29 protein-coding genes are annotated in these 24,679 nt (G+C 64.6%); 16 read left to right on the plus strand and 13 right to left on the minus strand.

Features of this window, described 5'->3' with window-relative positions; translation table 11 throughout:
* Positions 1–834, minus strand: coding sequence for an NAD(P)H-binding protein (locus A9K71_RS23605; RefSeq protein WP_067001730.1), 834 nt, complete (start codon positions 832–834; stop codon positions 1–3).
* Between the two features lie 111 nt (positions 835–945).
* Here A9K71_RS23605 and A9K71_RS23610 point away from each other — a divergent pair, with 111 nt between their 5' ends.
* Positions 946–1,584 carry a TetR/AcrR family transcriptional regulator gene (locus tag A9K71_RS23610; RefSeq protein ID WP_067001733.1) on the plus strand — a complete coding sequence of 213 codons (639 nt, stop codon included), beginning with the start codon at positions 946–948 and terminating at the stop codon, positions 1,582–1,584.
* Positions 1,585–1,675: 91 nt separating this feature from the next.
* Here the strand turns inward: A9K71_RS23610 and rpmE are convergent, their stop codons facing one another.
* Positions 1,676–1,897 (minus strand): 50S ribosomal protein L31, encoded by a 222-nt coding sequence (gene rpmE, locus A9K71_RS23615; RefSeq protein ID WP_040974396.1) that lies wholly within the window; start codon positions 1,895–1,897, stop codon positions 1,676–1,678.
* Positions 1,898–2,102: 205 nt separating this feature from the next.
* On the opposite strand from rpmE, the gene A9K71_RS23620 reads away from it, so the two are divergent.
* Positions 2,103–3,905 carry an ABC transporter transmembrane domain-containing protein gene (locus A9K71_RS23620; RefSeq protein ID WP_067002193.1) on the plus strand — a complete coding sequence of 601 codons (1,803 nt, stop codon included), beginning with the start codon at positions 2,103–2,105 and terminating at the stop codon, positions 3,903–3,905.
* A 19-nt stretch (positions 3,906–3,924) separates the two neighbouring features.
* Here A9K71_RS23620 and A9K71_RS23625 read toward each other — a convergent pair whose 3' ends face one another.
* Complete coding sequence (locus A9K71_RS23625; protein ID WP_067001737.1) at positions 3,925–5,409, minus strand: peptidase M32; 1,485 nt, start codon at positions 5,407–5,409, stop codon at positions 3,925–3,927.
* Between the two features lie 148 nt (positions 5,410–5,557).
* Here A9K71_RS23625 and A9K71_RS23630 point away from each other — a divergent pair, with 148 nt between their 5' ends.
* A complete protein-coding gene (locus tag A9K71_RS23630; protein WP_067001740.1) occupies positions 5,558–5,911 on the plus strand; it encodes a DUF1304 domain-containing protein in 354 nt (117 codons plus the stop codon).
* Between the two features lie 88 nt (positions 5,912–5,999).
* Here the strand turns inward: A9K71_RS23630 and A9K71_RS23635 are convergent, their stop codons facing one another.
* The 8 genes from A9K71_RS23635 to A9K71_RS23670 form a co-directional block, all read right to left on the minus strand.
* Entirely contained in the window at positions 6,000–6,425 is a 426-nt protein-coding gene (locus tag A9K71_RS23635) for a hypothetical protein (RefSeq protein WP_067001742.1), read from the minus strand.
* A 248-nt stretch (positions 6,426–6,673) separates the two neighbouring features.
* Positions 6,674–7,702, minus strand: a complete 1,029-nt coding sequence (locus A9K71_RS23640) for a peptidoglycan -binding protein (protein ID WP_067001746.1) — start codon at positions 7,700–7,702, stop codon at positions 6,674–6,676.
* Position 7,703: 1 nt separating this feature from the next.
* The gene (locus tag A9K71_RS23645) at positions 7,704–8,723 is read right to left on the minus strand and encodes a MotA/TolQ/ExbB proton channel family protein (protein ID WP_067001748.1); all 1,020 of its coding nucleotides are present in this window, start codon (positions 8,721–8,723) and stop codon (positions 7,704–7,706) included.
* A gap of 105 nt (positions 8,724–8,828) precedes the next feature.
* Positions 8,829–9,521, minus strand: coding sequence for a hemolysin III family protein (locus A9K71_RS23650; protein ID WP_067001750.1), 693 nt, complete (start codon positions 9,519–9,521; stop codon positions 8,829–8,831).
* Positions 9,522–9,713: 192 nt separating this feature from the next.
* A complete protein-coding gene (locus tag A9K71_RS23655) occupies positions 9,714–10,514 on the minus strand; it encodes an inositol monophosphatase family protein (protein WP_067001752.1) in 801 nt (266 codons plus the stop codon).
* Between the two features lie 25 nt (positions 10,515–10,539).
* Entirely contained in the window at positions 10,540–11,106 is a 567-nt protein-coding gene (gene efp / locus A9K71_RS23660; protein ID WP_067001754.1) for an elongation factor P, read from the minus strand.
* Between the two features lie 132 nt (positions 11,107–11,238).
* Complete coding sequence (locus A9K71_RS23665) at positions 11,239–12,213, minus strand: tetratricopeptide repeat protein (RefSeq protein WP_067002195.1); 975 nt, start codon at positions 12,211–12,213, stop codon at positions 11,239–11,241.
* Between the two features lie 202 nt (positions 12,214–12,415).
* Positions 12,416–13,063, minus strand: coding sequence for a thiamine phosphate synthase (locus tag A9K71_RS23670; protein ID WP_067001756.1), 648 nt, complete (start codon positions 13,061–13,063; stop codon positions 12,416–12,418).
* A gap of 226 nt (positions 13,064–13,289) precedes the next feature.
* On the opposite strand from A9K71_RS23670, the gene A9K71_RS23675 reads away from it, so the two are divergent.
* The gene (locus A9K71_RS23675) at positions 13,290–14,009 is read left to right on the plus strand and encodes a class I SAM-dependent methyltransferase (RefSeq protein WP_067001759.1); all 720 of its coding nucleotides are present in this window, start codon (positions 13,290–13,292) and stop codon (positions 14,007–14,009) included.
* Between the two features lie 30 nt (positions 14,010–14,039).
* Here the strand turns inward: A9K71_RS23675 and A9K71_RS23680 are convergent, their stop codons facing one another.
* Positions 14,040–14,498 carry a GNAT family N-acetyltransferase gene (locus A9K71_RS23680; RefSeq protein WP_067001762.1) on the minus strand — a complete coding sequence of 153 codons (459 nt, stop codon included), beginning with the start codon at positions 14,496–14,498 and terminating at the stop codon, positions 14,040–14,042.
* A 193-nt stretch (positions 14,499–14,691) separates the two neighbouring features.
* Between A9K71_RS23680 and A9K71_RS23685 the strand changes: the two genes are divergently transcribed.
* Positions 14,692–15,462, plus strand: coding sequence for a sulfite exporter TauE/SafE family protein (locus A9K71_RS23685; protein WP_067001765.1), 771 nt, complete (start codon positions 14,692–14,694; stop codon positions 15,460–15,462).
* Positions 15,463–15,500: 38 nt separating this feature from the next.
* Here the strand turns inward: A9K71_RS23685 and A9K71_RS23690 are convergent, their stop codons facing one another.
* Positions 15,501–16,052, minus strand: coding sequence for a DUF2269 family protein (locus tag A9K71_RS23690; protein WP_067002197.1), 552 nt, complete (start codon positions 16,050–16,052; stop codon positions 15,501–15,503).
* Between the two features lie 524 nt (positions 16,053–16,576).
* Between A9K71_RS23690 and A9K71_RS23695 the strand changes: the two genes are divergently transcribed.
* The 11 genes from A9K71_RS23695 to A9K71_RS23740 all read left to right on the plus strand — a co-directional run bounded on the left by A9K71_RS23695 (position 16,577) and on the right by A9K71_RS23740 (position 24,657).
* Positions 16,577–17,107 carry a DUF1465 family protein gene (locus A9K71_RS23695; protein WP_067001767.1) on the plus strand — a complete coding sequence of 177 codons (531 nt, stop codon included), beginning with the start codon at positions 16,577–16,579 and terminating at the stop codon, positions 17,105–17,107.
* A gap of 212 nt (positions 17,108–17,319) precedes the next feature.
* Positions 17,320–17,832, plus strand: a complete 513-nt coding sequence (gene ruvC / locus A9K71_RS23700) for a crossover junction endodeoxyribonuclease RuvC (RefSeq protein ID WP_067001770.1) — start codon at positions 17,320–17,322, stop codon at positions 17,830–17,832.
* Between the two features lie 53 nt (positions 17,833–17,885).
* A complete protein-coding gene (locus A9K71_RS23705; RefSeq protein WP_067001773.1) occupies positions 17,886–18,155 on the plus strand; it encodes an AbrB/MazE/SpoVT family DNA-binding domain-containing protein in 270 nt (89 codons plus the stop codon).
* Positions 18,133–18,552 (plus strand): type II toxin-antitoxin system VapC family toxin, encoded by a 420-nt coding sequence (locus A9K71_RS30800; RefSeq protein ID WP_082980671.1) that lies wholly within the window; start codon positions 18,133–18,135, stop codon positions 18,550–18,552. Before A9K71_RS23705 ends, A9K71_RS30800 begins: the two co-directional genes overlap by 23 nt.
* Before the next feature lie 10 nt (positions 18,553–18,562).
* Positions 18,563–19,183 carry a Holliday junction branch migration protein RuvA gene (gene ruvA / locus A9K71_RS23710; RefSeq protein ID WP_067001776.1) on the plus strand — a complete coding sequence of 207 codons (621 nt, stop codon included), beginning with the start codon at positions 18,563–18,565 and terminating at the stop codon, positions 19,181–19,183.
* Between the two features lie 43 nt (positions 19,184–19,226).
* Positions 19,227–20,264: a Holliday junction branch migration DNA helicase RuvB gene (gene ruvB, locus A9K71_RS23715; RefSeq protein ID WP_067002199.1), complete on the plus strand. Its 1,038-nt coding sequence runs from the start codon at positions 19,227–19,229 to the stop codon at positions 20,262–20,264.
* Positions 20,265–20,392: 128 nt separating this feature from the next.
* Positions 20,393–21,295: a metallophosphoesterase gene (locus A9K71_RS23720; protein WP_067001780.1), complete on the plus strand. Its 903-nt coding sequence runs from the start codon at positions 20,393–20,395 to the stop codon at positions 21,293–21,295.
* 137 nt (positions 21,296–21,432) lie between these two features.
* Positions 21,433–21,906 carry a tol-pal system-associated acyl-CoA thioesterase gene (ybgC, locus tag A9K71_RS23725; protein ID WP_067001785.1) on the plus strand — a complete coding sequence of 158 codons (474 nt, stop codon included), beginning with the start codon at positions 21,433–21,435 and terminating at the stop codon, positions 21,904–21,906.
* A 407-nt stretch (positions 21,907–22,313) separates the two neighbouring features.
* Positions 22,314–23,024, plus strand: a complete 711-nt coding sequence (gene tolQ / locus A9K71_RS23730; RefSeq protein ID WP_067001789.1) for a protein TolQ — start codon at positions 22,314–22,316, stop codon at positions 23,022–23,024.
* 9 nt (positions 23,025–23,033) lie between these two features.
* The gene (gene tolR / locus A9K71_RS23735) at positions 23,034–23,495 is read left to right on the plus strand and encodes a protein TolR (protein ID WP_067001793.1); all 462 of its coding nucleotides are present in this window, start codon (positions 23,034–23,036) and stop codon (positions 23,493–23,495) included.
* A gap of 7 nt (positions 23,496–23,502) precedes the next feature.
* Positions 23,503–24,657 carry a TonB family protein gene (locus A9K71_RS23740; RefSeq protein WP_067001796.1) on the plus strand — a complete coding sequence of 385 codons (1,155 nt, stop codon included), beginning with the start codon at positions 23,503–23,505 and terminating at the stop codon, positions 24,655–24,657.
* Positions 24,658–24,679 lie beyond the last annotated feature (22 nt).

Genomic DNA, 24,679 nt, shown 5'->3' on the forward strand with positions numbered 1-24,679 from the left:
TCAGTTACTCCAGACGCCGCTGGCTGCGGTTTCGGTTGCATAGGCGAAGAAGTCTTTCGGCCGGCAGCCGAGCGCGCGCTGCACGCCGTCGGTCAGCGATTCGTTGCGGCCGTCGAGCACCTCGGTGAAGAGCTCGTTGAGCAGCCAGGCGAATTCCGGCGGCAGGTTGTGCGCAGCCACCGTTTCGGTGAATTGGGCATGCGAGATCCGCCGATAGCGGATGTCGCGGCCAGTGGCTTTGCCGATTTCGGCGACGGCCTGAGCAAAGCTCAGCAGACGCGGGCCGGTGAGTTCGTAAAGCTGGCCGGCATGGCCCGGCTCCGTCAGCACGGCTTCGGCGACATCGGCGATATCGTCGACATCGACGAAGGGTTCGCCGACAGCGCCGACCGGCAGGGTGACTTCGCCTTCGAGTATGGATTCCATGAGGAAGCCTTCGCTGAAATTCTGCGAGAACCATGAGCAGCGCAGGATCGTCCAATCGGCACCGGAGACCTTGACCATTTCCTCGGCGCGCTGAGCCTCCGTCTCGCCGCGACCGGAGAGCAGCACCAGCCGCTTGATGCCGCGCTCGACGGCAAGTTTGGCCAACGCCTCGACAGTTTCGGCGGCGCCCGGCACCGCGATGTCAGGATAGTAGCTGATGTAGACGGCGCCGACGCCGTCGAGGGCCGCGCCCCAGGTTTTCTTGTCCGACCAGTCGAAGGGAGGCGTGCCTGCGCGGGAGCCGATCCGCACCGGGATATTGCGGGCGGTCAGCTGTTCGGCCAGCCGCCGGCCGGTCTTACCGGTGCCGCCCAGGATCAAAATCGGTTTCCGTGACGTGTCGGTCATCTCGGTCTCCTCGTTTTCTTAATATGAGTAATCCTCATGTTTGCAAAACGTGATAACCCCTCGTATTTTGTGAGTCAAGCCAGTTTCTCGAGGATCTTTCGGAGGAAGCTCATGCAAGGCAGGGTAGCCACGAAGCTCGACCAGGAAATCGCAATGCCCCGGCGAGCGCCGACGCAGCAGCGCAGCCGCGAGCGGGTCGAGCGGATGCTTGCCGCTGCCGCGGCGCTGATCGCCGAGCAAGGCAGCGATGCCATGCGCATGGGCGAGGTGGCGGAAAGAGCAGGGGTGTCGATCGGCTCGCTCTACCAGTTCTTTCCCGACAAGCGGGCGATCGTCTGGGCGCTGGCCGAGCGCTACACCGCCGAAAGCCAGGCCTGCATTTCGGCGGCGCTGAAGGACGTCAGCGACGCCGAAGGGCTGAAGCAGGCGTTTTCGGAGCTGGTCGACATCTATTACGGGATGTTCCTGGCCGAACCGGTGATGCGCGACATCTGGTCGGGCACGCAGGCCGACAAGGCCTTGCGCGAACTCGAACTGGCCGACAGCCGGGCCAATGCCCGATTCCTCGTCGCGGTGCTGAAGCGGTTGCGTCCCGGCGCAGATACCGTGGCGATGGAGACGGCGGCGCTGCTAGTCTGGCAGATGGGCGAGGCGGTCATGCGGCTGGCGATCTCCGTCGACCGGGAGGAGGGCGACAGGCTGGTCGCGGCCTATAAGCGCATGGCGCTGCGGGAGCTGGTGGAAGGGTAGGTACAACCTGGTCGGGTTTCCCGCAGCGTCTGTGGCCAACAAAAAACCCGCCTCGGAGGCGGGTTTTGATCTGCGACACGTTTAGAAAGGCTTAGAGGCCGAAACCTTCGAAACGCTTCTTGAACTTCGACAGGCGGCCGCCGCGGTCGAGCAGGGTCTGCTGGCCGCCGGTCCAGGCCGGGTGCGTGGTCGGGTCGATGTCGAGGTTCATCGTGTCGCCTTCCTTGCCCCAGGTCGAGCGGGTCAGGTATTCGGTGCCGTCGGTCATGACGACCTTGATGGTGTGGTAGTCGGGATGGATATCGGCCTTCATTGTCGTGTTCCTGGCTTGCCGGCGCTGGTGACGGGCCGATGGCCTGCGTCGATGCGCCCCTTTTTAAAACTCGAAGCCGCAGTTAATGAAAAGCCACGGCTTCTAAAACGGTCGGCGAGCCTATACATCAGCCGGAATTGAATCACAAGGCCGCGGCAGGCGCATATTGAAGCGCATGACGAACACGCGGCCAGAGGAAACGCTCATGGCGGATATTGGTGTCAGTGGTGACGAGCGCAGGCGCTCGGTCCGGCCGCTCAGGAACCTTTTTCCGTACGTCATGCGGTACCGCAAACTGGCGGTCGGCGCGATCATATCGCTGATCGTCGCGGCAGGGACGACGCTGGCCCTGCCGATGGCCGTGCGGCGCATGATCGATCACGGCTTCCAGCCGGCGGGCACTACCTTCATTGCCGAGTATTTCGCCGCGCTGGTGCTGATGGCGGCCGTGCTGGCGGCGGCGTCCGCCAGCCGCTACTACTTCGTCATCACGCTCGGCGAGCGGGTCGTCGCCGACATCCGCCGCGATGTCTTCTCCCATGTCACGACGCTCTCGCCGGCCTTTTTCGATCGCTCGCAGTCGGGCGAGATCGTGTCGCGGCTTGCCGCGGATACCACGCAGGTGAAGTCGGCGGTCGGCGCCACGGCATCGGTCGCGCTGCGCAATCTCATCCTCGGCGTCGGTGCCGTGGCGATGATGGTCTTCACCAGCCCGAAACTGTCCGGCCTGGTCCTGGCCGCCATCCCGCTGATCGTGCTGCCGCTCGTCGCCTTCGGCCGTTCGGTGCGGCGCAAGTCGCGGCTGGCGCAGGATACGCTGGCGGAAGCCACTGCCTATGCCAGCGAGCAGATCGGCGCCGTGCGCACGCTGCAGGCCTTCACCAACGAGAAGCTGGTGACGGGGCGCTTCTCGGCCGCCGTCGAGGCCGCCTTCGAGGCGGCGCGCACGTCGGTCTTCGCCCGCTCCTTTCTCACCTTCTTCGCCATCTTCATGATCTTTTCATCGGTGGTGGCGGTGCTCTGGTTCGGCTCGCGCGACGTGCTTGCCGGCACGATGTCGGCCGGCACGCTCGGCCAGTTCCTGCTCTATTCGGTGTTCGCCGCCGGCGCACTCGGCGCGCTGTCGGAAGTGTGGAGCGAGCTGTCGCAGGCGGCGGGCGCCGCCGAGCGTCTGACCGAGATCCTGGCCGAGAAGCCCGCCATTCAAGCGCCCGCCGATCCGCAGCCGCTGCCGGCCAAGGCCAAGGGCGCGATCAGCTTTGACGATGTCTCCTTCTCCTATCCCGCGCGGCCGGACCGGGCCGCCGTGCATGGGCTGAGCTTCCAGGTGAAGCCCGGCGAGACGGTGGCGATCGTCGGTCCTTCGGGCGCGGGAAAAAGCACCGTCTTCTCGCTTATCCTGCGCTTCTACGATCCGGAGAGCGGCCGTGTCGTCATCGACGGCGTCGATCTGCGCCAGGCCGATCCGGCCGCAATCCGCCAGCGCATCGCCATCGTGGCGCAGGACGTCACCATCTTCGCGGCCAGTGCTGCCGACAATATCGGCTTCGGCCGGCCGGGCGCCAGCGATGCCGAGATCGAGGCGGCGGCAAAGGCGGCGCTTGCCGACGAATTCATCGGCAAGCTTGAAAAGGGCTATGACAGCCAGGTCGGCGAGCGCGGTGTGACGCTTTCGGGCGGCCAGCGCCAGCGCGTGGCGATCGCCCGCGCCATTCTGCGCGACGCACCGATCCTGCTGCTCGACGAGGCGACCTCGGCGCTCGACGCCGAAAGCGAAACGCTGGTGCAGACGGCGCTGGAGCGGCTGATGCGCGGCCGCACCACCATCGTGATCGCCCACCGGCTGGCGACGGTGCTCAAGGCCGACCGCATCCTAGTCATGGACGGCGGACGCATCGTCGAGGAAGGCACGCATCAGAGCCTTGTCGCCAAGGGCGGCACCTATGCGCGGCTCGCCAAGCTGCAGTTCGAGACCGGAGCGAGCGCCTTCAAGGGCGCGGCGGAGTAGCGCCCGCCGGCAGGCGCTATCAGTCGCCGTAGCGCTTGCGCAGGTGCTCGGTGAAGTAAACGGCGTTGAGCTTCTCGCCGGTGGCGCGCTCGAGCAGGTCCGGTGTCGACCAGCGTGAGCCCTGCGACCAGATTTTTTCGCGACGCCAGTCGTTGATGGCGCTGAAGTCCCCCTTGGCGAGATCCTCGTCCGCGCACGGGTGCTCCCTGGTCAGGGCCGCCCATTGCTGCGCCGCCATCATGGCCCCCAAGGTGTAGGACGGGAAATAGCCGAAGGCGGCGCCCGGCCAGTGCACGTCCTGCATCGGCCCGTCGGCCGGGTTGTCGATGGTCGAGAGGCCGAGATAGTCGCGCATCTTGGCATCCCAGGCCTCGGGCAGGTCGGCGGCCTCCAGCCGTCCTGAGACGAGCTCCTGCTCGAGCTCGTAACGCAGGATGACATGCAGCGGATAGGTGACCTCGTCGGCGTCGACGCGGATAAAGCCGCGTTCCACATGATGGACATGCGGCAGGATGTCGTCGATCGACCACGCTTCGCCGAGATGCTTCTCGACAACCGGCAGCGCCCAGCGCCAGAAGGCGGGGTTGCGGCCGATCTGCTTCTCGACGAACAGGCTCTGGCTCTCGTGCACGGCCATGCCGCGCGCCTTGCCGAGCGGCCAGTGCGACCAGGCTTTCGGCAGATTCTGTTCGTAAAGCGCGTGACCGGTCTCGTGCAGCACTCCCATCAGCGCCGACAGGAAATCGGAAGTCTTGTAGCGGGTGGTGATGCGCACATCGGTCGGCACGCCGCCGCAGAAGGGATGGTGCGACACCGCAAGCGAGCCATGGGTGAGGTCGAAGCCGACCGCCGCCATCATGGCAAGACCAAGCTCGCGCTGCTTCTCGACGGCGTAGCTGCCGGAGAGCGGCTTGAGCGCGTGCTTCGCCAGCCGCGCATCCTGCATCGCCAGCGCATGCGGCAGGAAATCCTTGAGGAAAGCCTTCAGCTCGACAAACACCGGCGTGATGTCGGCGGCGCGGTTGCCCGGATCGTACTGCTCCATCAGCGCGTCATAGGGGGCGAGGCCGAGCGCCTCGGCGCGCAGCGCCGCTTCTTCCCGCACCAGCGTCACGACGCCTTCCAGTGCCGGCAGCAAGCCCGCCCAGTCATTCTTGGCGCGCAGGTCACGCCAGAGCTGCTCGGAGCGCATGCGCGCCGTCGTCTGGCGCTCGACAAATTCGACCGGCAGGCAGGTGAGGTTGGTATATTGCCGGCGCAGTTCCCTCACCGCAGCCTGCTGCTCGTCGTTCAGCGGCTCGGCTTCGGCGGCGGCGATCCAGTCGCCGATCTCCGGCGCGGTAGCCTGGGCGTGCAGCATGCCGGTCAGGGCCGACATCGCCTCGGCGCGCTTCTCGCCGCCGCCAACCGCCATGTGGGTCGCCTCATCGGCGCCGAGGATGGCCAGCGCATGTTCCAGCGCTTCGAGCCTATGGCCGAGTAGATCGAGTTTATGGAAGGACATGGATGGTTTCCGGCTGCAAAGGGGTTGGCGCGAAAAGATACCAAGGCGCGCAGCTTGGCAACCCTGATCCGCCCGTTCCGGATCAGCCCATCTTGCCTTGCAACAGCGCTGCGTGATCAAAGGTTGGGGCCAACGAGCGGAGGGGACAATGATCGGCAATATCCTGACCGGGCTGGTGGCGCTGATCCACTGCTACATCGTCTATCTGGAGATGGTGCTGTGGGACACGCCGCGCGGCCACAAGGCGTTCAACCTCAAGCCGGACTTCGCCAGCGCCTCGAAAGTGCTCGCCGCCAACCAGGGCCTCTATAACGGCTTTCTTGCGACAGGCCTGATCTGGGGCCTCTATCTCGGCACCGGCGGCTTCCAAATCAAGATGTTCTTCCTGCTTTGCGTTGCCGTCGCCGGCCTCTATGGCGGGGCGACCGTCGGCCGCAAGATCCTGTTCGTCCAGACGCTGCCTGCGGTGCTTGCCATTATCGCGCTTTGGCTCGGCCGGTGACTGAAAAAAGGACGCCCTCGGGCCAGGTCCCTCGGGCGCCAGATCGTCCCTTCCTGGTCTCGAAACGGCAGTCGCGGACCGAAACCGCTCAGCCGTTTGGATAGTGACCGCCGTCGGCGCCGTCGCCCATCAGGAAGCCGCTGCCGGTATCGGTTCTCAGCTTCTGGTCGACATTGTCGAGACGGCGCAGCAGGTCGTGATATTGCGCAGCCGGAATCCTGCCGTGATCCGAAGCGGCTACGTGCTCGGCCACCTGGCTGATGTGCGCGGCGCGCATATGCAGTTGCTGCGCTTCCGAGGCCGAGATGTCGTTTGCTTGCCGCGCGTCGGCGATGCCCTGATCCACACCCTGGACCTGCTCGATCAGGCTGGTCACCCGCGGTCCGGTGAAGTCGGTTGGATCGGTTGCGTCGAGAGCGCCCTTGTGATGTCCGGCGGCGTAGGCGCCGGCGAGCGGAGCGGCAATCAGAACCGCGGCGAGAGTTGCAGTCTTGAGAGATGTCAAAGCGCGCATGACGGCGCGTCCTCCTGCTGGGGAAGGAGCGGCCATCCCGCTCTGCTTCCGAGCTAGTGGGCCGTCCGGTTCCGTCGCGTCGCGATGGGAGGCATCGCCGGCGGTTCCCGGCCCTGCGCAGCAAATTAGGGCCGCCAAGTCGCCGAGTGTAATTAAAAAAAGATAATGTTTTCAGGCCTTGCCGGCGAGCTTCTGCGCGCTAGAGTTGAGCCTGCGAACAAATTCGCGTGAGTTCGCGTGATGCCGGATCAACGTTCGGTGAGCTTCAGTTCAATTCGGCGATTCTTGCTGCGCGCCTCATCCGTGTCGGCCGGATCGAGCGGCTGGAATTCGCCGAAGCCGGCGGCTACCAGCCGGTTCGCCGGCACGCCGTTCTCGATCAGGAACTTCACCACCGAGGTCGCGCGGGCCGTCGACAGCTCCCAGTTGTCGCGATAGCGGCCGGTTCCGGACAAGGGCTTGTTGTCGGTGTGGCCGTCGACGCGCAGCACCCAGCTGATCTCGGGCGGGATTTCCCTCTGCAGCTCGATGACGGCATCGGCGAGCTTCTTCATCTCGACCTTGCCGGCATCGTTGATCTCGTCGGAGCCGGTCGGGAACAGCACTTCCGACTGGAAGACGAAGCGGTCGCCGACGATGCGAATGTTCTCGCGGTCGGCGAGGATCTCGCGCAGCCGGCCGAAGAAGTCGGAACGGTAGCGGTTGAGCTCCTGGACGCGCTGCGCCAGCGCCACGTTCAGGCGGCGGCCGAGATCGGCAATCTTGGTGTTGGACTCGCGGTCGCGCTGCTCGGACACGTTGAGCGCGTCCTCGAGCGCCGCGATCTGCTTGCGCAGTGCCGCGATCTGCTGGTTGAGGATCTCGACCTGGCTCAGCGCTTGCTGGCTGATCTGGCGCTGGCTGCTGAGTTCGCCGGACAGCGCGTCCGCCCGCTTGTTGGCCGCGTCGCCGGCGCCGGCACCCTGCTCCAGCAATTGCTGAAGACGGCTCTTTTCCGCCTCCGCCGCCGACAGCGAGGCCTGCAGATTGGCGAGCGTGTCTTCCTTGTCCTGGCTGTTCGAGCGCTCCAGCGCCAGCAACTGCGTCAGCTCGTTGATCTGCGAGTTGAGGCGGCTGAGCACCGTGTCCTTGCCGGAGATTTCGCGGCTGAGCAGGAATTGCGCCAGCACGAAGACCGTCAGCAGGAACATGATGGCGAGCAGAAGCGTCGACAGCGCGTCGACGAAGCCGGGCCAGTAGTCGATGCGGCGATCGGCGCGCCGCCTTGCCAGCGCCACGTCAGTGCACTCCGGTCTTCTTCAGGGCGTCAGCGATCTTTTCCAGCGTGTTGCGCATCGCCTTCTGTTCGTCCGACTGCGCCTCGACCCAGTCGCGCATGATCTGCTGTTCCGAGCGCATGTTCTTGACCAGCCCGGAAATGCCGTCCGCCAGGTTGGCCATGGCGGTGGCGACGCGCGGGTTGGAGCCGCCGCCATTTTCCTGCAGGCTGCGCAGCCGTTCCGACAGCAGGCGGATCTCCTCCGACGGCTCGGCGCGCGCCGATTCCGACACGACGATATCCGACGAGAGATCGGTGACCGAGGACAGCCAGTTCTCGAGCTCGGTGTAGAAGCGGGTCTGGGCGCGGCCCGCCTGCAGGTCGAGGAAGCCGAGCACCAGCGAGCCGGAGAGGCCGAACAGCGAGGACGAGAAGGCCGTGCCCATGCCGGCGAGCGGCGCCGACAGGCCCTGCTTCAGCGCGTCGAGCACGGCGGCGGCATCGCCGCTGCCGGGGTCGAGCGCCTCGATCGTCTCGCGGATGGAGGCGATGGTGTTGAGCAGGCCCCAGAAGGTGCCGAGCAGGCCAAGAAACACCAGCAGTCCGACGAGATAGCGCGAGGTGTCGCGGCTTTCATCGAGGCGCGTGGCGATGGAATCGAGCATGGTGCGCATCGAAGAGGTCGAGAAGGCGATCGTCGACGAGCGGCCGATCATCGCCTTCATCGGCGCCAGGAGCACCGGCTCGGTGGTCTCGGAGCCGGCGCGGAAGGAATTGACCCAGCGCACCTCTCTGAACAGCCGGCCGACCTGGGCGAAGGCGAGCAGGATGCCGACGGCGAGCACGCCGATGATCAGCCCGTTGAGGCCGGGGTTGCTGGAGAAGGCGGTGGAGATCTGGCGGGTGAGGATGGCGGCGATGAAGGCGACGATGACCAGGAAGATCACCATCGTGAGCAGGAAGACCTGCGGGCTCGACAGCTTGTGCGGATCGTAGACCAGGACATCCGAGCGCCTGCCGAAGGATCTGAGAAAAGCCATCCGTGCCCCGTTTCCGATGCCACCCGCCGCAGAATTGCCGCGACTCTAAACGGAATTGTGACCAAATTGAATGGTGCTTGACAATATCGCCCCGCGCGGGTCGTTTCAAAAACGGCTGATGACCAGACAGTCGACCATGGCGGCCAGGTGCAGCCCGGCGCCGGTGACGACGAAGCCATGCCAGACGGCATTGTGGAAACGCAGGCCTTTCCAGGCAAAGAAGATGACGCCCAATGAATAGACGATGCCGCCCGCGACCAGCAGCATGACGGAGGCTGGCGGCAGCGTCGCGACCAGCGGCCCGGCGAGCACGACGCCGCTCCAGCCGATGGCGAGATAGAAGAGGATCGCCAGCCGGTCGTAGCGTCCAGGCAGGAACATCTTGATGGCGATGCCCAGTGCCGCCGCGCTCCACACGATAGCGATCATCGGCACGGCAAGCGCGGACGTGTGGAGCTGGGCCAGGAAAGGCGTGTAGGTGGCGGCGATCAGCAGATAGATCGCGGCATGGTCGAAGCGGCGCAGGATCCACTTCGCCGGCCACGATATCGGCCACAAATTATAGGCCAGCGATACCGACAGCACGGTGAGCAGCGACACAACGTAGAAGACGGCGGCGATGTACTCACCCGGGCCGGAATGGAAGGCGGCTAAAGCCAGGAAGGCCGAGCCGGCGGCGATCGCCAGCACGATGCCCACAGCATGGACGATCCCATCGGCGATCATCTCGGCGCGCGAATAGTGCCAGCGGCCGACAAAGGGGATTTCGATCGTTGTATTTGCGCGAGCGTCGTTCATGAATGATCCTGCATCCATAATCTGGGCAGTCGCGGATCAGTATTTCAAGCTTCGGTTGCGGTTTTGCGACGAGCGCGCCGCGCGTCCTTTCGACGCGCAAAGGAGGCTGCAGCCCTTTGATTTGCGCTTATCCGTTCCGAACCGGAGGTCAGCGAATCAATTCCGATTTCGGGGTGATGCGATAGGGGCGCTTCAGCGCGCAGCCAGCGGCTTCTTTACCGTCTTCAAGAGGGCGCGTTGGATAAGCTCGTTGCCGGCGACGATGGAGCCGGCCTCCAGCATGTCCTGCCCGCCATCCATATCCGAAACGAAGCCGCCCGCTTCACGGATGAGCAGGGCGCCGGCGGCGATGTCCCAGGCCGAAAGGCCGGTTTCCCAAAACCCGTCCATGCGGCCGGCCGCGACATAGGCGAGATCGAGCGAGGCGGAGCCAAGGCGGCGGACGCCGGAGACCTCGGCCATGACATTGCGCAACTCGATCAGGAAATTGCCGTGCTGGCCGCGCCCAAGATGCGGCACGCCGCAGCCGATCACGGCATCGGTGAGCTTGGCGCGTCCGGCGACGCGCAGCCGGCGGTCGTTCATGAAGGCGCCGCCGCCGCGCTCGGTGGTATAGAGCTCGTCCATGGCCGGATTGTAGACGACACCGGCGACGATCTGGCCCTGGCGCTCGAGCGCGATCGAGACCGCGAAGAGCGGGATGCCGTGGAGGAAGTTGGTGGTGCCGTCGAGCGGGTCGACGATCCAGCGATGCTGGCCGTCCTCGCCGTCGACGGCGCCGCGCTCCTCCATCAGGAAGGCATAGCCCGGCCGCGCTTTCGACAGTTCGGCAAAGACGATCTCTTCGGCCTTGCGGTCGGCCTGGCTGACATAGTCGCCAGGCCCCTTCATCGAGACCTGCAGGTTCTGCACCTCGCCGAAATCGCGCGACAGCGACCGGCCGGCCTTCATCGCGGCCTGGACCATGACATTGAGGAGAGCGGAACGCGCCATTCTTCTTCTTCCTGTGTTGGCCGTTTTATTCTGCGCGACGCACGTAAGTGATCTCGTTGGTGTCGACGATGATGCGCTCGCCGGCCGAGATGAAGGGCGGCACCAGGACGCGGACACCGTTTTCCAGCACTGCAGGCTTGTAAGAAGACGCCGCCGTCTGGCCCTTCACCACGGGGTCGGCCTCGGTGATGGTCAGCGTCACCTGGTCGGGCAGCGAGATGCCGATCGGCCGCTCCTCGTAGAGCTGGACCGTGACCATCATGCCGTCCTGCAGGAAGGCGGCGCGCTCGCCGACGAAATCCTTGTTCAGTTCGAGCTGCTCGTAGCTTTCGGTGTCCATGAAAACCAGCGCGTCGCCCTGCTCGTAGAGGAAGGAGAAATCCTTCATCTCCAGCCGGATCTGCTCGACGGTCTCGGCCGAGCGGAAGCGCTCGTTGAGCTTGGTGCCGTTGATCAGGTTCTTCAGCTCAACCTGGTTGTAGGCGCCGCCCTTGCCGGGCTTCACGGTGTTGGTCTTGACCGCGACCCAGAGGCCGCCGTCATGCTCGATGACATAGCCGGGACGGATTTCGCTGCCACTGATCTTGGCCATGTTGAACTGATCCGGAATGAGATTTTTGGCGCGGAGCGCGCTTTGGCGCCTCCAAGACCACAAATCGCATTGAGTGGCAAGGGAGGGCGTCGCCAACGCTCATGGGGATTGCCTCTGCCGTCAGCCGTCTTTTCAGGGCAGCCGGTTCGCCTTCTGCAGTGCCTGCTTGGTCTGACCGTCGTCGAGGCCTTGCAGGAAATCGTCCATCTGCGGGTCGATCAACCCGGCGCGCCGGGCGACGATATACCAGGCTCCGGCCAGGATCAGATCGGGGTCGGTACCGATGCCGCCCATATAGAGTTTGGCAAGGCGGTTCTGGGCGGCGACATTGCCGCCTTCGGCCGCGCGCCTCATCCAGGCAAAGCCAGATTTCAGGTCGCGATCGCCGCCGCGCCCCTCGATCATCCATGCGGCGAGGTCAAGTTGCGCGGTGTCGTAGTTCTGCCGGGCGGCTTGCGCCAGCAGGGTGCGTGCCTTGGCGTCGTCGCGCGGTTTGCCGCCTACGCCGTTGGCGTAGATTTGCGCCATCGCATACTCGGCGTCGGCAAGGCCGGTACTGGCGGCGCGCTCATAATACACAGCCGCCTTGGCTATGCCGGCATCGCCCGGATCCTGCTGGACGAGCAATTGGGCGAAGTTGAACTGGGCCAGGCGGTTGCCCGCCTCGGCGGCGGCCTGCATCAGCGCATAGGCTTCCTTGGCGTCCTTCTTCACATAGCGTCCGTCGAGCAGCATCAGCGCATATTGGAACTGCGCCTCCGGCACGCCCTGCTCGGCGGCGAGCCCATACCATTTCGCGGCCTCTGCCGCGTTGAGCGGCACGCCCAGCCCACGCGACAGGATCTCGGCGACCAGTGTCTGCGCCGCTGGGTCGCCGTTCTTGGCCCGCACCATGGCAAGGTTGTAGGCCGTTTTATAGAGGCCGCGCTGGAAGGCGCCGTAGGCGGCGTCCGGGAGCTTGGCGCCGAAGCGATCGGGATTGATGGTATCGGCCGATGGCGGTTGAAGCGTTGCCGGCTGCGGCAGCGGTGTTTCGATCGGCTTGTCGGCATGGGCCGCGCCAGCATTCGGAGCGCCACTATTCGGGGCGCCAGTACTTGGGGCGATTGCATTCGGGGCGCTTATATTCGGAATGCTTGTATTCGGGGCGCCGGTAGCAGGGGCGCTTGTATCCGGCGCGCTCGTGTCGGGTGTGGTCGTGTCCGGTCTGGGCTGCGGCACCGGCGGGGTCTCGGCGGCCACGGCGGCGGGCGCCTGGATCGTCAAGGCCGCGGCCAACGCCGCGAAGGAAAGCCGGGACCAGCGCACGTCAGTCCTCGAAGCGCGGCGCGGTTTGGTCGAGCAGTGCGTTGGCCGCGGCGACCGCCGCGCGCGGATCGAGTCCGTCGGCGAAGACGGCGCTGGAGAGCGCCACGAACTCGGCGCCGGTGGCCGCTACCGTTTCCACCGACGCAAGCTCGGAGCCGGCCATCACGATGCAAGGAATCTGGATCATCTGCGCCCACCATTCACCGAGAGCGAGATTGCGGTGGTGCGGCTCGGGCTTGTTGTCATAGCCGAAGCGGCCGAAGAACATGTAGTCGGGCCGCTCCTCGCCGAGATCCAGCGCCTCGTCGCGGGTCTTGGCGCCGCCCGCTCCGACCATCATCCTGTCGGCCAAGCGCTCGATCGTCTCGGCCAGTTCCTGGCGGTTTGCCTCGACATGGATGCCGTCGGCATGGACGCGGCCGGCGATGCGGCTGTCGCCGGCGATGATGACGGCGACGCCGGCGGCCTGCGCGATCGGCACGATCTTCTCGGCGAAGGCCTGGAAGGCGGCGTCATCCATGCCGTTTTCGGGCAGGATCAGCGAGGCGACGTCGCCGCCGTCGAAGGCGGTGCAGATGTGCTCGGGAGTCACAAGCGGCGGCGCGATCAGCACGATTCGGCAGCGATTGGGCGGGGTTGCTTCATTCATCGGTCTACGATCCCGGTTTTCGCCTATGCCGGGCGAACATGGTGGCATTGCGGCATAGAGCAAAGCGTCCGGCTTGAACAGGAGGCGGGCGAAGATCGCCGCCGAAAAGCGTCACGGCAGCAGCGGCTTGCGCCAATCTTCAAGGACTGACAGACGGCCTGTTGAAGCTGCTGATGGACGCTAACGAAACGACCGCTAGGTTAGCAAGCGAAAGCACGGGAAGAGCATGGCGCAAAATATCTACGACAAGGCCGATTTCTTCGAAGGCTACAGCCGTCTGCATCGTTCGGTGGAAGGCGCGCCCGAGTGGCCGGTTCTGCGCGCCATGCTGCCGAAGGTGGTTGGTCTAAGCATCGTCGATCTCGGTTGCGGCTTCGGCTGGTTCTGCCGCTGGGCGCGGGCGCACGGAGCCAAGCAGGTTCTGGGCCTCGACCTGTCGGAAAGGATGCTCGCCCGAGCACGCGCCGCCGGCTCCGACGAAGCCATAGCCTATGAGCGCGTCGACCTCGACGAGCTGAGCCTGCCGAAGGCGCGCTTCGACCTCGCCTATAGCTCGCTTGCCCTGCATTATGTCAGCGATGCCGCGCGGCTGTTCGCGACGGTTTACCAGGCCCTGGTCCCTGGCAGGTTCTTCGTCTTCTCGACGGAGCATCCGATCTTCATGGCTCCAAGCAATCCGGGCTGGTCCGTGGACGCCGCAGGAAGGAACGTCTGGCCCCTCGATCGGTATCTGGTGGAAGGGCCGCGCACGACCGACTGGTTCACCAAGGGCGTGGTGAAGCACCACCGCACACTCGGCACCACGCTCAACAATCTGATCCAGGCTGGGTTCACCATCGGCCGCGTGGAGGAATTCTGTCCAACTGAAGCGCAGATCGCCGCCAGACCTGAACTGGCCAAAGAGGTCGAGCGGCCGATGTTTCTTCTGGTCCAGGCGCGACGATGAGAGGTCGGCGGCATCGCCGGCGCGGGTGCGTTAAATATCCAGCTTGTAGCCGATGTGGCTCGCCTTGAAGCCGAGCCGTTCGTAGAAGCGGTGCGCGTCGAGCCGGCTCTTGTTGGTCGTCAGCTGCACCACCCTGCAGCCGCGCTCGCGGCATCTTTCGATCGCCCATTCCAGCAGGCGCTGCCCGAGCCCGTCTCCGCGCCGGCTCGCCGCGACGCGCACCGCCTCGATCTGGCCGCGCCAGGCGCCCTGCAACGACAGGCCCGGGATAAAACTGATCTGCAAGGTGCCGATGACCTCGGCGCCGTCCGTCATCACCGCCAGAAAATGGTTCGGGTTGCCGTCTATGGCCGCGAAGGCGTCCTGATAGGCTTGCGCCAAAGGCACGCTTGCATTTTCGCGGGCGCGGCCAAGCGCGTCATCGGCAAGCATCGCGACGATCGCCGCAAGATCGGCTTTGTCCGCGCGGCGGATCAGGACTTCGCTCATCGTCAAACCTCATGCTGGGCGGGTGACCTTATGCACATGGCCCCCCACCAGCCGCAAACTCGGCAGGCCGGATTACGGACAGTTGATCGCGCCGACCGGCTGACGGGGCGCTTCGGCTATCGCGGTCTTTCGCTTTGTGGTCTATTGCAAGTCTCCCGCCATCCTCCAGCCGTTTCTTGTCGCCGTATCTCCCATGTCAGGCCTGCTCAGCGATCCCTGGTTCTATGCCGCCGCCATTCCGGCGGTCATCCTCGTCGGCCTGTCGAAGGGCGGCTTCGGCGGCGCCGTGGGCTTCGTCGGCGTGCCGCTGATGGCGCTGGCCATCCCGCCGGTGCAGGCGGCGGCCATCCTGCTGCCGATCCTTTGCCTGATGGACATCGTTTCGGTGTGGACATGGTGGGGCGTCTATGATCGCAAGATGCTGGTCGACATGATGCCCGGCGCCGTCATCGGCCTCGGCCTCGGCTGGCTGACGGCGGCCCTGGTGACGGAGGAAATGGTGCGGCTGATCGTCGGCGCGGTCGCGCTGGTCTTCGTCCTGCGCTGGATCTATCTGCAGTTCCGCCACGGCGCCGACCACGAGGTGGAGCCGAACCGCATCGCTGCGGCGTTCTGGGGCATCGTTGCGGGCTTCACCAGCTTCGTCGCCCACGTCGGCGGCCCGCCCTTCCAGGTCTACGCGCTGCCGATCCGGCTCGACCCGAAGGTGCTGTCAGGGACGGCGGCGATCTTCTTCGCCGCTACCAACGCGCTGAAGCTCATTCCCTATTTCGCGCTTGGCCAGTTCGACAGCACCAATCTCACCGCATCGTTTGCGCTGATGCCGCTGGCGCCGCTTTCCACCATCGCCGGCGCCTGGCTGGTGCGCCGCATGCGGCCGGAGGTGTTTTACCCGTTCACATACGCGACGGTGGCGGTGGTGGCGCTCAAGCTGCTCTGGGACGGTATTGCCGGCCTGATGTAACGGGCAGGGCGGCGCACCGGCCGCCCGCCACAGAAGGATCAAACGGCGCTCGGCACCAGCTGGCGGCCGCCGCCAAGCGCAAGCGCTGCGCCGGACGCGATCACCAGCACCATGCCGGCGAGGATGCCGATGTCGTGAAGCGTAGGCTTCAGCACCATGTCGGCGATGATCACCAGCATCACCGCGTAGTCGAAACGCGCCCAGCGCATCATGCGCTGGCCGATGGCGAGAACCCCCGGCGTCACGCCTTCCTTGGCGACCATGGCGCCCATCCGCTCGCCGGTCGGCTTGAAAACGAGCATGCCGATCGAGAAGGTCGTGGCGTAGCCGACAAGGCCGATGATGATCCACAGGTCGGAAAAGCCGACCCAGAAGCCGCACATGATCAGGCCGAAAATCAGGGTGAGCATCGACATCGGCGCGAAGAAGCGGCCGCCGAGCTCGCCGCTCGCCCGCATCGCTTGCAGCTTGTCCTGGATGTTGCCGGCGCGCTCGGCAAGCACGCCGAGCAGGAACAGGACGAAGCCGCCGCCGACCCAGAGGATGGCCGAGACGACGTGAAGGAATTTGACGATCGAATACCAGTCCATGGTGTGCTCCTGCATTTCTTGATTGGTGGCGGCGTCGACTGCGCCCGCATTGAGAGGAGCGGGCGTTTAGCGCGGAGCGTGTTTCGAAACGATGTCGCGGCGGCGGGACCGATGTTTCGGCGCCGCCATATGCATCCAGGGCTGGATGGCGCGGGAGGGAGCCGGGCCGTCCCGTTCCGGCACAGGAAAAAGTCCGTTCGCTTAAAAATTCCGCGCGGCGTTAAGGCTTCATTAAGCTTTACAGGCGTTTACTAGGACCCATCCAGTTTGTCTGGATTCTTACCGAGTGGTTGGAGCCACTTTGTTTGACGCCTCCCTGTTAAACTCCTGAGAGCCGCCTTATCCGCGGCTCTTTTTTTGCGCGTTGGCCGCCGGCGGACAACGCGCCTCGGCGTTAACCGTTTGTTAAACATGCGCTTGCCTTCATGGGCATCGAAGCGCATTTTCAAGCCTCAGTCGTTTAAGGGTGCAGGACGTATCGGCAAGGATGCCGAATCGGCTTGCGGCAGTGCAGGGGCGTATCGATGAACGAGCCTTCGAAAGGCAGCGCGAAAACCATAAAGCTCGCGGAACGCCGGGTTTTCTCCCAGTCCTTCAAGCCGCTTTACCAGGAGGGCATGGGCCTGGTCGAACAGGCGGCCGAATATCTTGACGGCAAGGGCAGGCTCGAAGCCAAGAAGCTGTCGCGCACGGCGGCGACGCTCTATGCGGCCGAATCGATGCGTCTTACCACGAGGCTGATGCAGGTCGCCTCCTGGCTGCTTTTGCAGCGGGCGGCCAATTCCGGCGAGATGACCCGCGACCAGGTCGCCTCCGAAAAATCCAAGGTGCGGCTCGATACCGCCTCCGCGCATGATGAGGCGCTGGGCTGGAGCGAATTGCCAAAGGACTTCCTGGATCTGGTGAGCCGGTCGCTGCGCCTGCAGGCGCTGGTGAAGCGCATGGACGAGGAGATCTACGGCGGCGCCATGCACGACACGCCGGCCGCCGGCCGCCGCGCCAACCCGGTCTCCGATCAGATCAGCCTGCTGAACACGGCTTTCGCCCGCGGCTAACAGGCTGCTCCACAATCCGCTCTGATGGCCATCTGGCGCCGTTTCTTGCGCGTCCGGTGCTCGCATACCAAAGCACGCTCCGCACCGGTTCTCGAGAACGCCGCCTTACGACTCATCGGATCGAATTCTGAAGCAGCCCATCCCGGCACAGGCTGTTTCTGGTTTGTTCACAATTCACTGGCATCGCCATGCGCAGCGGTTAGACTTGGCGCATGGGGGAAGCGATTCGCATCATCGGCATCGATCCGGGCCTGAGGCGCACCGGCTGGGGCATCGTCGAGAGCCTCGGCAATTCGCTGCGCTTCGTCGCCTCCGGCACCGTGCGTTCCGACGACAAGGCGCCGCTCGCAACGAGGCTCTGCCAATTGCATGATGGGCTCGCCGAAGTGCTGCACCAGGCCATGCCGCACGAGGCGGCGATCGAGCAGACCTTCGTCAACAAGGATGCCACAGCGACGCTGAAGCTCGGCCAGGCGCGCGGCATCGCCATGCTGGTGCCGGCGCGCGCCGGGCTGGCGGTCGCGGAATACGCTCCCAACGCGGTCAAGAAGGCGGTGATCGGCGTCGGTCACGGCGAGAAGAAGCAGATCCATATGATGGTGAAAGTGCTGATGCCGAAAGCGGTGTTCGAGACCGACGATGCCGCCGATGCCCTGGCCATCGCCATATGTCATGCGCATCACCGTCAAAGCGTCGCCTACCGAATGGCGGCGCTGGCCGGGTAGTGTTCTTGACTTGTTCTCATTTGCGCAGTAAGTAATACCTTCGGAGTATTACCATGCGTGTGACCACCAAAGGGCAAGTCACGATCCCCAAACAAATAAGGGACCACCTGGGCATAGGCCCGGGTTCGGAGGTCCAGTTCGTGGCTACGGACGAGGGCGCCCGGCTTGTCGCCGTCAACGAAAACATTTCGAAGGAGGAAGCTGCCCGCAAATTCAAAGAGGTCCTCGGCAAGATGGAGGGGACGCTGGATTTGGGCGGCATGACGACGGACGAGTACATGGAGTGGTTGAGGGGACCACGTGAAAATCTCGACGTTGATTGACACAAACGTGCTCATTGACGTCTGGGGTCCGGCTGGGCCGCTGACGGAATGGTCTTCGTCCGCGATTATCTCCTGCCGACGCGATGGCGCGTTGGTCATCAACAGCATCGTCTGGTCCGAGCTTGCTCCCCTGGTTGCTTCCGAAGCAATGCTGAGGAAAGCAGCCGAGAGGCTTGAAATGGATCGCGAGTTTTTGCCCTGGGAAGCCGCATTCTTGGCTGGGGTGGCACATTCCCGTTATCGGCGGGCCGGCGGTGTTCGAGAGCGGACCTTGCCGGATTTTTTCATTGGCGCTCATGCGGCCGTTGCTGGTCACCGCCTATTGACGCGCGACGCTCCTCGCTATCGCAGCTATTTCCCCGACCTCGAAATCGTCTCTCCGGAAACGCATCCATGAAGGCCAGGACATGATCGGCAAGCTGAAGGGCACGCTGGATGAGATCGACGAGGATTCCTGCATCGTGGACGTGCACGGCGTCGGCTATGTCGCCCATTGCTCGGCTCGCACATTGGCATCGCTGCCGTCCCCCGGCGAGGCGGTGGTGCTGTTCATCGAGACCTATGTGCGCGAGGACATGATCCGGCTATACGGCTTTCAGACCCCGCTCGAGCGCGAGTGGTTCCGCCTTTTGATGAACAATGTGCAGGGCGTCGGCGCCAAGGTGGCGCTGGCCGTGCTGTCGACGCTGGCGCCGCCCGACCTCGCCAATGCGATCGCGTTGCGCGACATCGCCATGGTGTCGCGCGCACCGGGCGTCGGCAAGAAGGTGGCCGAGCGCATCGTCACCGAATTGCGCACCAAGGCGCCGGCCTATGCGGGCGCCGCCACCGGCACGATCAGCCTCAAGCAGGAGCTTGGCGAAGGCGTGGCGGCAGCACCCATCACCGACGCGGTCTCGGCGCTGGTCAATCTCGGCTATTCGCGCGACATCGCCGCCAATGCGGTGGCCGCGGCCGTAAAGTCGGCCGGCGAAGGGGCGGATGCCTCGAAACTGATCCGCTTCGGCCTGAAGGAACTGGCGCGGTGAGGTGGCGCTTGTCCCGGTCCTTGCCGTATGCAAGGAAGACCGCATGAGCCTTTCGCCCCGTCTCATTGCCCCCGACAAGCGCGGCGAGGATGCCGACCAGAGCTTGCGGCCGCAGTCGCTTGACGAGTTCGTCGGCCAGGCTGCGGCGCGTGCCAATCTCAAGGTCTTCGTCGATGCCGCCAAGAGCCGCGGCGAGGCGCTCGACCATGTGCTGTTCGTAGGCCCGCCGGGGCTCGGCAAGACGACGCTGGCGCAGATCATGGCGCGTGAGCTCGGCGTTAATTTCCGCTCTACGTCGGGGCCGGTTATCGCCAAGGCCGGCGACCTTGCGGCGCTGCTCACCAATCTCGAGGAGCGCGACGTGCTCTTCATCGACGAAATCCACCGGCTCAATCCGGCGGTGGAAGAAATCCTCTACCCGGCGATGGAGGATTTCCAGCTTGATCTCATCATCGGCGAGGGGCCGGCGGCGCGTTCGGTCAAAATCGATCTCGCCCGCTTCACGCTGGTTGCGGCGACAACCCGGCTCGGACTTTTGACGAATCCTCTGCGCGACCGTTTCGGCATCCCGGTCAGGCTCAATTTCTACACGGTCGAGGAGCTGGAGCAGATCGTGCGCCGCGGCGCCCGCATCCTCTCGATGCCGCTCGGTGACGACGGCGCGCTGGAGATCGCGCGCCGCGCTCGCGGCACGCCGCGCATTGCCGGACGTCTGTTGCGCCGGGTGCGAGACTTCGCCTCCGTCGCCGGAAACGGCCATGTCGATAAACGCATTGCCGACGAGGCGCTGACCAGGCTGGAAGTCGACGGGCTCGGCCTCGACGCGCTCGACCGCCGGTATCTCTCGATGATCGCCCGCAACTTCGGCGGCGGACCGGTCGGCATCGAGACGATCGCGGCTGGGCTGTCGGAACCGCGCGACGCCATCGAGGACATCATCGAGCCCTATCTGATCCAGCAGGGCTTCATCCAGCGCACGCCGCGCGGCCGCGTGCTGACCGCCAATGCCTGGCGGCATCTCGGCCTTGAAGCACCGAAAGACCTCGCGCAGCAGCAGATCAGCCTGTTCCAGGAAGAGTAACGGACATTTGTTCGTCGGACGCGCCTTGAAGGGCTTCCTGCGCGAAATCTCCCCAGCTCCGCCAAGCTGAAGGCACAATTGCAGCCTCTAAGGCAGCTTGACGCATTTCCAGGGGGCGGGGCTGACCGATGATCACCAGACGTGGCTTTCTGCGCCTCATCGGCGGATCGTTCCTGTCCATGGTGTCGTTGAGTGCCTATGCGGTCGGCATTGAGCCGATGCTGCTCGCCCATGTGAAACGCTATTCGCTGACGCCGCCGCACTGGCCCGCGGGCCTCAAGCTGCGCGTCGCAGCACTGGCCGACATTCATGCCTGCCATCCCTGGATGACGTCGGAGCGGATCGCCTCGCTCGTCGAAAGGACGAATGCCCTGCAGCCAGACCTGATCGTGCTGCTTGGCGACTATGTCGATGGAATGCGGCTGGTCACGGCCGAAGTGTCTGCACCGGAGTGGGCCGCCGCTTTGTCAGGGCTGAAGGCCCCGCTCGGCGTGCTCTCGATCCTCGGCAATCACGACTGGTGGCACGATCATGCGGCGCAGCTGGCCAAGGCCGGGCCGACGGCCGCGCGCATGGCACTGGAGAGCGTCGGCATCCCGGTGCTGGAAAACGACGTGGTGCGGCTGGAGAAGGACGGGCATGGCTTCTGGATCGCCGGACTTGCGGACCAGCTGGCAATCCGGCCGAGCAAAGCCCTGGGCCGCCATGGCTTCAAGGGCCTGGACGACCTCGGCGGGACGCTTGCCAAGGTGCAAGGCGACGAGCCGATCATCCTGCTCGCACATGAGCCCGACATCTTTCCGAAAGTGCCCTGGCGGGTTTCGCTGACGCTTTCGGGCCACACCCATGGCGGGCAGGTGCGGCTGTTCGGCTATTCGCCGGTCGTGCCGTCCGACTTCGGCAACCGCTACGCCTATGGCCATGTCGTCGAGAATGATCGCAACCTGATCGTCTCCGGTGGGCTCGGCTTCAGCATCATGCCGGTCCGTTTCGGCATGCCGCCAGAGATCCTGCAGATCGATCTCGGGTAGCTTCAGCATTTTTCACGCGGACGGAAAACCGCGCAGGCGCCAAGCGCCAGCAGCCCCGCCATCAAGGTCTTGATCATCGCGCCCATCGGTGCCATCCGGTTCTCGCGCCAAAGTTCAGGCCTGAAAAGGAAAGCGCGATGGACGATCATGGTGAATCCGCAGCGCTCAGCGCCGGGCTTTCGGGGGCGCTGACGCAATCCGGCCATCGCCTGATGGCCCGCGTCTACTATGCCGACACCGATTTCTCCGGCGTCGTCTACCATGCGCGCTATCTCGAATTCTTCGAACGCGGGCGCTCGGACTATCTCAGGCTCGCCGGCGTCCATCACACCGAGCTTGCCGATGGCAAGCATGGCGAGCGCATCGTCTGGGTGGTCCGGCGCATGGAAATCGAGTTCCGTTCGCCGGCCCGCATGGACGACATCCTCACCATCGACACGCGCACCGAGGACATTTCGGGTGCCCGCATCTTCATGGCGCAGCAGTTGAAGCGCGGCGGCGAGGTGCTGGTCGAGGCGAAGGTCGAGGCGGCGATCATCGGCGAGAACGGCCGGCCGCGCCGATTTCCGAAGGAATGGATCGCGGCCTTTATGCCGAAGGCGAGCGACTGATCACCGTGAACCGGCTTCGGCCTAATGCATGTCGCGCAGAAGTTTGCCCGGTTCTGGACAACGACATGCATCAAGCAAGGCCTTAAAGAGCGGCGCCTGAATCCGATTGAGCGCGACCCCGCTTAGGGCACTGACCAGCCGCGTCTAGGCGTGGCGCCGGCCGGGTGGGCGCGGCAATGCGCCACGCTTCATATCCTAACCCATCCTTAACCATAACGGTTCATGAAGGAATTGGTGAAGATTGGCGCAATTCGTGTGCCTTCCTTTCACCAAGATTTGCCCCGAAAACGCCGCGAAACGGTGCATTCGGGGCTTGTCCCGCGGGCTTCAGGCTTCGCGCGATCGGACCAAAGGGATGCCATGGGCCAGCCGTCAGCGATGCCCGGAAAAATCTTAAGGACGTAGTCATGGAAAACATCGCACTCGCCGACCCGGGCGCGCATTTGTCGATATGGGCCTTGTTCATGCAGGCCGGCTGGGTGGTCAAATTGGTCATGATCGGGTTGCTGTGCGCCTCGATCTGGACCTGGGCGATCATCATCGACAAGCTTGTCGCCTATAGCCGCATGCGGATGGCGCTCAATCGCTTCGAGCAGGTGTTCTGGTCGGGACAGTCGCTCGAGGAGCTCTACCGCACGCTCGCCGACCGCAAGACCACCGGCATGGGCGCGATCTTCGTTGCCGCCATGCGCGAATGGAAGAAGAGCTTCGAGAAGGGCGCCAAATCGGCGCTGGCATTGCAGACCCGCATCGACAAGGCGATGGATCTCGCGCTGACCCGCGAGATGGAAAGGCTGGAGGGTCGGCTCGGCTTCCTTGCCACCACGGGTTCGGCCGCGCCCTTCATCGGCTTGTTCGGCACCGTAATCGGCATCATGACCTCCTTCCAGGCGATCGCCGCCTCGAAGAACACCAGCCTGTCGGTCGTGGCGCCCGGCATCGCGGAAGCGCTGCTGGCGACGGCCATCGGCCTGCTCGCGGCCATTCCGGCCGTAATCGCCTACAACAAGCTGTCATCGGATGCGAACAAGCTCGCCGTGCGCATGGAAGGGTTTGCGGATGAGTTCTCCGCCATACTCTCGCGCCAAATCGATGAAAAAGTCGCGCAGAAGGCCTGAGGTACGATCATGGGTATGTCTGCTGCTAGCGCAGGTGGCATAGGGCGAGGCGGACGCGGCCACCGGCGGCGCGGTCGTCATCATGCCCTGATGTCGGAAATCAACGTCACGCCGATGGTCGACGTGATGCTGGTGCTGCTGATCATCTTCATGGTCGCGGCGCCGCTGCTCACCGTCGGTGTGCCGATCGACCTGCCGGAGACGAAAGCCAAGGCGATGAACGCCGACACGCAGCCGATCCAAATCTCGATCGGCCCTTCCGGCGAGATTCACCTGCAGGAAACCGAAATCCCTCAGGAAGAGCTGGTCGCCAAGCTGCAGGCGATTTCCAAGACCGGCTATGACGAGCGCATCTACATCCGCGGCGACAAAGCGACCAGTTACGGCACCGCGCTGAAGGTGATGGGCCTCATCCAGAACGCCGGCTACAAGAACATCGGCCTGATCTCGCTGCAGGAACAGGACCAGTAGACGCCAAATGCGGACGGGCCTCACCTCCTCGGTGATCTTGCATGCGGTGGCGCTGGCCTTCGGGCTGTTCACGCTCTCCTCGCCGCCCGCCATGCCGGCTTCCGACGTGGAGTCCGTCGCGGTCGACATCGTGCCGATGGAAGCGATCGCGCAGACCCTGCAGGGCGACAAGAAAGCGGTCATGCATGACAAGCCGGCGCCGCTGCCGACCAAGCGCCCGGATATCGTCCCCGACGCGCAGAAGGTCGGCGAGAACAGCGTCGACACCGACAAACCGGCGACGGACGAGGCCAAGCCGAAGCCGGTCGAGAAGACATCCGCGCCGCCCCCGGCGCCGACGCCGACCGAGAAGCCGGCGGTCGAGGACGTGCCGAAGCCGCAGGAAAAGCCGAAGCCGACCCCGGCGACCGAAGTCGCGCCGACGCCGACACCTAAGGAAGAGGTCAAGCCCGAGCCGGTCAAGCAGACGGAGCCGAAGCCGACACCCGCCAAGGAGCCGACGCCAGCGCCGCCGAAGGACACGACCGCCGCCATCCAGAAGGAAGAGGTCAAGCCGGACGCCGTCGCCGAGGCGATCGCCAAGGAGCAGCCGACCGAGGAGGCAAAGCTTCCGGACTCGGCACCCGCCCCTGCAGCGCGGCCGAAGCCGCAGCCCGCTCCCGCCGAAAGCGCCAAGGCGCCGGAGCGCAAGGACGCGGAAAAGCCGGTGAAGGAAGCTTCCTCGAAGCCGAAGTCGGATGAAAAGCAGTTCAACGCCGACGAGATTTCAGCACTTCTGGACAAGCAGAAGCCGTCGGGTGGCGGCGCCAAGCGCTCCACCCAGCAGTCGTCGCTCGGCGGCGAGAAGGATCAGGGCCAGAAGCTGTCCAAATCCGAGCAAGGCGCGCTAGAAGCTCAGCTCGGCGGCTGCTGGACCTTGCCGGTTGGACTGGAAGGTTCGGAGAACTTCGTCGTCGTGGTCCGCTTCAATCTCGATACCAACGGCAAGCTCGACGGCCGCCCGTCGGTCGAGCAGTCGAGCGGCAACCGGCAGTTCGACGAAAGCGCAGTGCGCGCGGTTCAAAAATGCGACGTGGCCGGCCTGCAGGTTCCCGCCGGCAAGCAGGACATTTGGAACGACATCCGGGTCACCTTCGACCCAAGGGAGATGCTTGGCCTATAGGCCTTGCGTCTGAACCATCAAA

Source organism: Mesorhizobium sp. WSM3873, from assembly GCF_001672445.1.
In the GTDB taxonomy this organism is placed as follows: Bacteria; Pseudomonadota; Alphaproteobacteria; order Rhizobiales; family Rhizobiaceae; genus Mesorhizobium.